The sequence below is a fragment of the Treponema sp. R8-4-B8 genome, from assembly GCF_054786175.1.
In genome coordinates, this window is the sequence record NZ_BDHE01000178.1 from 1 (window position 1) to 767 (window position 767).

Below are 767 nucleotides of genomic sequence, written 5' to 3' on the forward strand. Positions count from 1 at the left end.
AGGTTACAAGGAAAAACTGCAAAATCTTAAAGTCGTTCAGTCCGCGGAACTAGCCACCGTTATTTTAAAAACGATTATAAACAATGAATCATTAGACAACCTTTTAAAACCCTTCAGCGCGAGGGAGTATTTTGGGACTAAATGATTTAAGAACTCTTACTGCGTTCCATTTCTTCCAATTCCCTAAAGGCGATTTTTCCTACGTGGGTCATGGGCATTTTTTCGATAAACTCAATGTAACGGGGGCGCGAATAAGTTATAAGGTGGCTTTCACAGCTTTTAATAATATCCTGTTTTAGTTCCTCTGATTCTTTGTATCCGTCTTTAAGCATGATAAACGCTTTTGGCTCCTCGCCTCGGTTTCCATGAGGCACGCCAATCACGCAGGACAAACGCACGGCAGGATGTTTGTTTAGTATGTCTTCAATACGGGAAGGATAAATGGCAATGCCGGATGTTTTGATGATTCGTTTGGCGCGTTGTTTAAAGTAAAAGAATCCGTCTTTATCCATACAGCCAATGTCTCCCGAATGTACCCAGAGCTTGCCGTCTTTGTGCTTCTTTAACACCTGCGCGGTCGCTTCAGTATCTTTAAAATACCCAATCATGACTGTCGGGCCTGAGACGCAGATTTCGCCGTCTTCCATGAGCGGACATTCTTCTTCCGTGCCGGGTTTTACCACTTTAAACCAGTTGTCGGGACAGGGAATGCCGAATGAATTTTCGCGGTACCGTTCACGGGGCATAATGGCGCTTGCGGTTACAGT

1 protein-coding gene is annotated in these 767 nt (G+C 44.2%); it reads right to left on the minus strand.

Going from position 1 to position 767, the window contains the following annotated elements:
- Window positions 1-146 precede the first annotated feature (146 nt).
- Window positions 147-767, minus strand: a 621-nt coding sequence (locus ACYVRA_RS07725) for a class I adenylate-forming enzyme family protein (protein WP_461252158.1), incomplete at its 5' end; no start/stop codon positions are given.